The organism is Endozoicomonas sp. YOMI1 (assembly GCF_024606345.1).
Lineage (GTDB): Bacteria > Pseudomonadota > Gammaproteobacteria > Pseudomonadales > Endozoicomonadaceae > Endozoicomonas.
The window spans coordinates 1-9,076 of the sequence record NZ_JAHHPM010000446.1; the positions used below are offsets into that span (position 1 = coordinate 1).

Below are 9,076 nucleotides of genomic sequence, written 5' to 3' on the forward strand. Positions count from 1 at the left end.
GTAACTGCCCACTTAGCCAGAAATATACGATTCCATTTGGCCAACTACTTATCTTCACTGAGCCAGCTCCCTGTTGTTTGTCCTGACACCGTACAGCCCCAGTAACTGATGTGCGGTTGGTGTGGCGCAATTAATCTCCAGCAGCGGGATGCGATACCGTGCAAGCATCTGCTTCAGCTGTTCATGATGGGTCAGATACTGCTGATGGAACTGCTGGCGCAGCTGCGGGTGGCCGGTGTTCACCGACAGATTGTGCATGCCATCGGTTATTCGGTATTGATCCGGATTTGGCAGCTGCTGCTCAAGAGGGTCGTTCACCTTGATGGCCATCAGTTCATTGTGGCGGGCAAGCTGAGCCAGATGCTGCTCGGACTCTTTATTAACCTGATTAAAATCGCTGATCAGAAATATCTGGGTGCCGGGGTGTGCCACTCGCCGGGTATGCCTGAGGGTTCTGGCCAGTCCATGTTCCGCATCCATACTGGCTATGCTGGCCGGGCGGAGTTTCCGGTTCATCCGTTCAGTCTGGTTAAGCCAGTGCATCAGCGTTTTTCTGGAACGCTTTGGCCGTGTTTCATTTAGCTCATGTTCATTGAAAAGAACACCGCCAATCCGGTCACCATGGTTAAGGGTCGCCCAGGCAATCAGAGCGGAGATTTCCGCCGCACTAACGGATTTGAAGTTCAATTGACTGCCAAAGAACATGGCATGGCTCTGGTCGAGCAAAATCATCACCGGCCGTTCCCGTTCTTCCTGAAATACTTTGGTGTGCGGCTTCATTCTCCGGGCCGTGACCCGCCAGTCGATGGAACGGATATCATCCCCGAACTGATACGCCCTGACTTCTTCAAAGTCGATACCACGGCCTTTGAACGGGGAACGGGCGTTACCCAGCATCTGCCGCAGGCTGCGTCCCTGGCGAAACAAAGGCAGGTCCTTGGCCGACAACCGCAGATTAACCAGGCTCTGTAATGTACAGTAGGCTCCACTCATGGCTTTTCTCTGATAGCCCTTCTTCAATGCACGTTTGAATCAGTTCAGGCGATGGGAACTATGTCTAATAGCTGGTTGATGATCTGGTCTGCATCCTTACCCTCGGCTTCTGCTTCAAAGGTCAGCAACAGCCGATGGCGCAGCACGTCGTGGGCGATCGCCTGGGCATCATCAGGGGTGACATAATCACGGCCATGCAGCCAGGCATAAGCGCGGGCGCAGCGATCAAGGGCAATGGTTCCCCTGGGGCTTGCGCCATAATCCAGCCATCCTGAGAGTTGGTCACCGTAACGTTCCGGGTGGCGGCTGGCATTAATTAGCTGAACAATGTATTCCTCAACCGATGGCTCCATATGCACGGCCAGCAATTCCTGGCGGGCCTGCTGAATTTCTTCCCGGGTAAGCGGGGATTGCGGGGGCTCAACCGGTGTCTGCATGGCTTCCCCTCTGGCCAGTTTCAGAATCGCCCGCTCTGCGTCAATATCGGGATAGCCTACCCGGACATGCATAATAAAGCGATCCAGCTGGGCCTCCGGCAATGGGTAAGTGCCTTCCTGTTCAATAGGATTCTGGGTGGCCATAACCATAAAAACATCAGGCAATGGGTAGGTTTTCTGGCCAACACTGACCTGCCGCTCTGCCATGGCTTCCAGTAGGGAAGATTGAACTTTGGCCGGTGCGCGGTTGATCTCGTCCGCAAGAATCAGGTTGTGAAAAATCGGGCCGGGCTGAAACCGGAAGCTGCCATCTTCCGGCAGATAGATGTCGGTGCCGGTGACATCGGCAGGCAGCAGGTCAGGAGTAAACTGGATTCTGTGGAAATCGGCATCCAGACCATCGGATAGTGCTTTAACCGCTCTGGTCTTGGCCAGGCCGGGCGCACCTTCAACCAGCAGATGCCCGTCAGCCAGCAGGGTGATTAACAGGCGGTTAACCAAATGTTCCTGGCCAATGATGGTGCTGGAGAGGTAGTTTTTCAGCTGACTGAATTGGGTAAAACAGTGGCTTGATGACATTTTTTTTAACCTGGCAATCTGTCTGCGTCTTTAAAGAGAGTGCATGGCACCACTTTACAGTTTGGAAATTCTACAAGTCATTTGCGCTATTGATAAGTCCCATCCCTGTGTCTTGTCGAATGCTTTACGGTTATCAGCCTTATTTTCGATAGCGCCCTTCAATATAGGTTTGCCAAGGCCGATGGTCTAGTACATGGATTTTAAAACAGATATCTATTCAAAATGGAGAGGCCAGGGATGGGGCAGTTAAATAGTCAGGAACGTGAAGAAACTCTGGATAAACTGATCAGTGATCTGGCTGCCCATATTCCGGTAGAACAGCTGGATAGCTTTCATGAGTTTGTCTATCGATATTACTCACTGGATACTCATGAGGATCTGGTATCCGGCAACTGGCAGGAACTGCTGGGGGCTACCCATTCATTCTGGAAGTTTATTCAATACCATAATCCAGGCCAGCCGCGCATTGAGGTGATCAATCCGGAATATAACATGCATGGCTGGCACTCAACCCATACCGTCATCCGGATTCTCCATCGGGATATGCCTTTTGTGGTGGACTCGCTCAGGATGAAACTGAACGATTATGGCTCAACCATTCATTTATTGCGCAATGGGGTCTTCTATTCCCGGCGTGCCGGAGACATGACCCTGCAGTTTGGGGATGAACGGGGTGAGGGAGAGTTTGTTTGCCAGGAGGCCTTTGTTTATCTCGAAATCGATCGTTGTGAGGACCAGAGTCAACTGGACCAGTTGAACAGCCAATTGAATGCGGTTCTGAGAGATGTCAGTCGAATTGTGGATGACTTTAAGGAAATGACCGGGCGGGTGAAAAGGCTGGCGGCCATGACCGGGCAGCCGGAGGCCATGCCGGGAGGCTTGCTGAAAAAGGATGATGAGGTTCAGGCGTTTCTGGAATGGCTACTGGATGACAATTTCACGTTCCTGGGTTATGAAGAGCTGATTGTCACAGAACATGAAGGCAGCCGTCGGCTGAGAAGACCATCGGAGTCACTGTTTGGGCTGTTGAAACCTGCCAATGAAGGTCAGCCCGGTCAGCTGTCACTGGAACCCTTTATTGAGCATGACCTGTTTGAGCTGACTGAGCGGCTCTCTTTCTCCAAAGCTTCTGTCCGCTCCAGTGTTCACCGGCCAGCCTATCCTGACTTTATTACTGTGCGACGCTTTGATGAGCAGGGACGCATTGTTGGTGAGGCGCGTATTGTTGGTCTCTACACCTCTCCGGTTTATCGCAAGACGCCCTATGCCATTCCCTATATCCGTAACAAGGTGTCGGCGATCATCCAGCGTTCTGGTTTGGACCCCAAAAGCCATCATGGCAAAGATCTGGTACAGATACTGGAGATTTTTCCCAGGGATGAACTCTTTCAGACCAGTCAGGACGAACTTTTCCAGACCGCGATGTCAATCCTGCGAATGCAGGAGCGGAAACAGATAAAAGTCTTTATCCGGCAGGACCCATACGGGCCATTCTGTTCGGCGCTGGTCTATGTGCCAAGGGACATCTACAGCACCCGCTTCCGCCAGCGGGTGGAAAACATTCTCTGTCACCGGCTGGAGGCAGAAGACAGCGAGTTTACCACCTATTTTTCTGAGTCGATCCTGGCCAGAGTTCATTTCGTGTTCAAGTTGAAAGGGCGAATTGATTACAATCTGGACGTGATTACCCGGGAGATTATGCTCGCTGGATCATCCTGGAATGATGACCTCAGGGCAGAGGTACTGGAAACCTTTGGGGAAGTGCGGGGGAATAAACTGCTGTCAAGGTTCTCTGATGGGTTCAGTGCAGCCTATCAGGAAGCGTTCAAGCCTCAGTCTGCGGTCACGGATATTCGCCATTTTGCCAAAATGGACAATGATCGCCCCCTTTCCATGGGATTTTACCAGTCACTGGATGATGCCGCCGGGCTGGTTCACCTGAAACTGTACCACTTTATTGAGCCTCTGCCGTTAGCTGACCAGATTCCAATTATTGAAAACCTGGGCCTGCGTGTGCTTGGTGAGTATCCTTATCTGATTCATACCTCTTCCGGTGAGACCATCTGGATTCATGACTTTCAATTAAGCATCGATTCACGAATTAACATTGATCTGCAGAAAGTGGGTCCCACCTTCCGGGAAGCGTTTGAAAAAATCTGGTTCGGGGAGGCGGAAAATGACCGGTTTAACCGGCTGGTATTATCCGCTGGCCTGAGTTGGCGGCAGGTTGCCATGCTTCGGGCTTATGCCCGTTATATGAAGCAGATTCGTGTCGGTTTCAGTCAGACTTATATTGCTGAAACGTTGTGCAATAACATTGAGATTGCCCGGCTATTGGTGGCGTTGTTTGAGGTTCGCTTCAATCCTATGCTGAAGCTGTCCATAACACAGCGCCTTGCCCGTCAGCAGCATATTCAGCAGCAAATTCTCAATGGGCTTGACCAGGTGGAAGTGTTGAGTGAAGACAAGCTTATCCGGTGTTATCAGGATGTGATCAAGGCAACACAGCGAACCAACTTTTATCAGCAGGATGACGAAGGAAGTGCCAAGTCGTATATCTCCCTGAAAATGGCGGCGAGGGAGATACCGGACATTCCCAAACCGGTTCCCCTGTATGAAATTTTTGTCTACTCGCCTATTGTTGAAGGTGTCCACCTGAGGGGTGGCAAGGTGGCCCGTGGCGGTTTGCGCTGGTCTGACCGGGTGGAAGATTTCAGAACGGAAATTCTTGGGCTGGTCAAGGCCCAGCAGGTGAAAAATGCCCTTATTGTTCCCGTTGGCGCCAAAGGTGGTTTTGTCCCCAAACAGTTGCCGGTTGATGGCACCCGGGAAGCGATTATGGAAGAGGGGGTTCGGTGTTATAAAACCTTTATCAGAGGGTTGCTGGATATCACCGATAACCTGGTGGAAGGCGACGTGGTTCATCCCGATGGCGTGGTGATGTATGACGACAGTGACAGCTATCTGGTGGTGGCCGCTGATAAAGGAACGGCGACGTTTTCCGACATCGCCAACGGAATTGCGCAGGATTACAACTTCTGGCTGGGGGATGCCTTTGCTTCCGGGGGCAGTGTGGGTTATGACCACAAGAAGATGGGGATTACCGCCAGAGGTGCCTGGGTTTCGGTGCAGAGACACTTCCGGGAAAAAGGTATTCATGTCCAGCAGGATGTGATCTCGGCCATCGGTATTGGCGATATGGGCGGAGATGTTTTTGGCAATGGTATGCTGTGCTCTGAAACCATTGCTTTAATCGGTGCATTCAATCATCTGCATATTTTTGTCGATCCCAACCCGGATGTTTATCAGAGTTTTGCCGAGCGGCGTCGTCTGTTTGAATTGCCCCGTTCCAGCTGGGCAGACTACGACACCAGCCTGATTTCTGAAGGCGGGGGTGTTTTTTCCCGCCAGGCAAAATCCATTGCTATCACACCTGCCATGAAGCAACGCTTTGGCATTACCGCCAATCATCTGCCACCCAATGAGTTGATTCGCTGTATGCTGCGGGCCCCGGTAGATCTGTTGTGGAATGGTGGTATCGGTACCTACATCAAGTCAATGAATGAAACCCATAGCGACGTGGGGGATAAGGCCAACGATCCACTGAGAATTAATGGTTGTGAAGTTCAGGCCAGTGTGGTCGGAGAAGGGGGGAATCTTGGGCTGAGTCAACTGGGGCGTATGGAGTATGCGCTGAAGGGCGGTGGGTTGAATACCGACTTTATCGACAATTCCGGTGGCGTTGACTGCTCTGATCACGAGGTCAATATCAAGATTCTTCTGAATGATATGGTCGCCAATGGTGATATGACCACTAAACAGCGAAACCAGCTGCTGGAAAGCATGACAGATGAAGTGGCAGCCCTGGTATTGACCAATAACTATCGTCAGACACAGGCGATTTCTGTGGTTGAGTCGGACGTTGCCTCAAGAATGGGCGAGTATCGTCGTTTTATACAGCACCTTGAGGAACAGGGTAAGCTGGATAGAACCATTGAGTTTTTGCCAGATAATGAAGCGATGGCCGAACGGGCCGCTAATGGGCAGGGATTAACCCGGCCTGAATTGTCCCTGTTGATTTCATACAGTAAAGCCGACCTGAAAGAAGCGCTGCTGAACTCGACGGTGATTGATGATCGATATCTTACCCAGGAATTATACAGTGCCTTTCCCCGGATTCTGGTGGATCGCTTCCCGGAAGAGATCAGAAGACATCGTCTGCGCAAAGAGATTATCTCTACCCAGATTGCCAACCATCTGATTGATATGATGGGGATTACCTTTGTTTATCGGCTGCAGATGACAACGGGGGCTTCATCGGCCGAGATAGCCCGTGCCTTCAGTGCCAGTCGTGATGTGTTTGATGTTTCCCGTTACTGGATGATGATTGAGCAACTGGATCATAAGGTTTCCAGTGCATTGCAGTACAGGATGATGTGCGCATTGATCAAACTGGTGAGGCGAATAACCCGCTGGTTTATCCGCCTGAAGCGTCAGGACCTGATACCGGCTGAGTGTGTTGAACATTATGGACCCAGGGTGGAAAAATTCCTGGCTTGTTTTACCGAATCTCTCGGTGAAGAAGAAAAGGCAGAGTTGGACAAGGTTGTTGACAGTATGGTTGTACAAGGCGTTCCACAGGCACTGGCTCTGGTGGTTGCCGGGCAGCGTTATCTGTTAAGTGCGCTGCCGGTAATCAGGGTGGCCGATGAAACCGGGGTTCCCCTGGAAGTAGCCATCAGGACTTTCTTTACCATAGGTTCTCGCCTGGAGCTGAACTGGTATGGTCATGCCCTGTCGCAACTGGAGGTGACAAACCACTGGCAGTCTCTGGCACGTGACAGCGCCCGGGATGAACTGAACTGGCAGCAGCGTAAATTATCCGAAGGGCTCATCACTATGGCGCAGGATGGCGTACCCATTGAGCAAACCATTGATAAATGGATTATGGATAATCATGCCCTGGTAGCCCGCTGGCAGAGTATGCTGGCCGATATACGCAGTGCTCCACAGGCCGATCTGGCCATGTTTGCCGTTGCCAATCGTGAGTTAATGGACCTGGCTCAGGTCAGTTTGCATGGTAGTAACTGAGTAATGAAGAACAGCGTCAGAGCTTTTCTTCATTTTGTGACAGCCTGATAAATTACTGTGCAGTTACTGCGCTGGTTCCAGAACTAATGGAGCAACATCCAGTTTATTCCAGAACCAGCTTGTACTGTTCGGAATCAGTTTTGAGCGGACATCATATCGGGCATGATAATTCGCAAAGAAATACTGGAGAAACTCAGGAAGAATATACACGCTGTATGGCCTTGATGGGCATTTTCTCGGTTCATAGCCAAAGGCGTGCCCTTTAATGGCGTTGGTTATCAGTATCATATCACCCGGTTTAAAATGTATCCGGTGCTCAGCAGTTTCTGACCTGGTTGTTACCCGGAAGGAGCGGTTCACTTTTCTTGGAAACAGCGTTGCCAGGGCGCGCAGGTTGTGGACTTCATCAGCGAATAGCTTATGCATATCAATAAGGTGCTGGTTTTGATGATGTTCAGCTATGTGAATAATAAAATTTGTCGCTGTATTGCTGATGTTCAATGAATTATCAATCCAGGATAATAAATTGAAAATAATGTTGATGGCTTCCTGTGGTGAAACATCTTCAAGGTCCTGTGTCAGGGAGGGGACAAATACTGGCAGCACGGCTGCATTATTTTTTCTTAATAGCTCGACTGTTCTGCTTGCTACTGTTTCTCTGGTGAACTGGTGGTTACCAGAATTAATGCTCGGCAATAGAGGCTCGTCGTATAAAAAACAGAGCACTTTATAAAACTGTTTTAATGTTTGAATATTGGTGTATGGGTGATCTTTTGCAAATGGGCTGTTGCCATGAATGAAAAGATTGGCTTTTAAATCATACTTTCCAGTATGCGCTTCCAGCTGTTGGTAAAGCAGCTTTATCTGGTAATAATGCTTATTAACCTGCTGCTGAACTTTCCTGTCCACGGGGTATTCTGGAGAGACACTGGAAAACAGTAGTTGAAAATATATCTGGGTTAACAGATTACTTATCAGATCGGCAGCTTTCTCGCCATATACGAAGTCTGAGGTTTGCTGGTTTGTTAATAATGCAGAAGTATCAGGCAGCTGTTGCAGTCTTTCGAACGCCTGCTGAAAGAGTGTAGCCTGCTTTCTTCCATAGCTATGGTGATGCATATCTCTTGCAGCTACAGGATTGTTTTCCAGCAGAAACCAGTTTTGCGCACTCAGTAGTCTTCTATGGGTATGAAGGTTGTGCTCTTGTCCTTCAAGAGCGATGATCTGATTGGCTATATCTTCATTAGCGATAAAGTAAATTCTCTTACCTTTGAAGGATAACTCATAATAACCATGTTTAGTGGTTTTGGCATAATCATTAAGTGCCTTGATATCCCGGTAAGAGATGATATACAAATTGTTTATTCGAGATGCTGCCTGAAATGCCTGTAGCAGGCTGCTTTTTAACACCCATGACAGCATCGGTGATTGTTCATGAAGCCTCTCAATTGAAAACAACGTCTCGGTTAATATGGGGACTGCATGCCCGGCGACGGAATATCTCAGGCTTTTGTTTTCCGGATGCTCAATTTCACAGTAGGCCATTTTTGTGGTTAAAACGGCAATGGTGATAGCGAGTTTGGCAATCAATTTAATATAACGAGGGCCTGTATGTTTTCGCTTATGGCTGCCTATGTATTTTCTATTTAATAACATGGTTAGTGGCCACTTTTACCGGAAATCTGGTCAACCACAGATTGACTTTAAATATTATAATTTTTTATTTTTAAAAATTGAAATTTCGAAATTGTATATTTTCAGGCATTTTCTGCTGTCAGGTATTCATAAAACACAGTTAATAAACACTTAGTCTGCTTTTTGATTCATATAGTTCCTCGTATTGCTTAAATTGGTTTCAGTCAATCATTCAAAAGTTGTTTATAGCCCGGAAGCCAAGGGCTCATAACAGTGTTGAGTAATTTATGATTATCTTGGTTAATCTGCTTTTTTATTGCCTTATTCAACGGTTGCTACTA

The 9,076-nt window shown here is 49.0% G+C and carries 4 protein-coding genes; 1 reads left to right on the plus strand and 3 read right to left on the minus strand.

Going from position 1 to position 9,076, the window contains the following annotated elements:
• Positions 1 to 54: 54 nt before the first annotated feature.
• Both KDK15_RS15860 and KDK15_RS15865 read right to left on the minus strand, forming a co-directional pair.
• Positions 55 to 993, minus strand: a complete 939-nt coding sequence (locus KDK15_RS15860; protein ID WP_257296361.1) for a DUF58 domain-containing protein — start codon at positions 991 to 993, stop codon at positions 55 to 57.
• Between the two features lie 44 nt (positions 994 to 1,037).
• Positions 1,038 to 2,009 carry a MoxR family ATPase gene (locus KDK15_RS15865; protein ID WP_257296362.1) on the minus strand — a complete coding sequence of 324 codons (972 nt, stop codon included), beginning with the start codon at positions 2,007 to 2,009 and terminating at the stop codon, positions 1,038 to 1,040.
• Positions 2,010 to 2,246: 237 nt separating this feature from the next.
• On the opposite strand from KDK15_RS15865, the gene KDK15_RS15870 reads away from it, so the two are divergent.
• A complete protein-coding gene (locus KDK15_RS15870) occupies positions 2,247 to 7,100 on the plus strand; it encodes an NAD-glutamate dehydrogenase (protein ID WP_257296363.1) in 4,854 nt (1,617 codons plus the stop codon).
• Between the two features lie 63 nt (positions 7,101 to 7,163).
• Here KDK15_RS15870 and KDK15_RS15875 read toward each other — a convergent pair whose 3' ends face one another.
• Positions 7,164 to 8,756: a cytochrome P450 gene (locus tag KDK15_RS15875; protein WP_257296364.1), complete on the minus strand. Its 1,593-nt coding sequence runs from the start codon at positions 8,754 to 8,756 to the stop codon at positions 7,164 to 7,166.
• Positions 8,757 to 9,076: the final 320 nt, after the last annotated feature.

Excerpts from the sequence above, each read along its gene's own strand:
- KDK15_RS15865 (WP_257296362.1), bottom strand. The coding sequence starts at position 2,009 with ATGTCATCAAGCCACTGTTTTACCCAATTCAGTCAGCTGAAAAACTAC.
- KDK15_RS15870 (WP_257296363.1), top strand. The coding sequence starts at position 2,247 with ATGGGGCAGTTAAATAGTCAGGAACGTGAAGAAACTCTGGATAAACTG.
- KDK15_RS15860 (WP_257296361.1), bottom strand. The coding sequence starts at position 993 with ATGAGTGGAGCCTACTGTACATTACAGAGCCTGGTTAATCTGCGGTTG.
- KDK15_RS15875 (WP_257296364.1), bottom strand. The coding sequence starts at position 8,756 with ATGTTATTAAATAGAAAATACATAGGCAGCCATAAGCGAAAACATACA.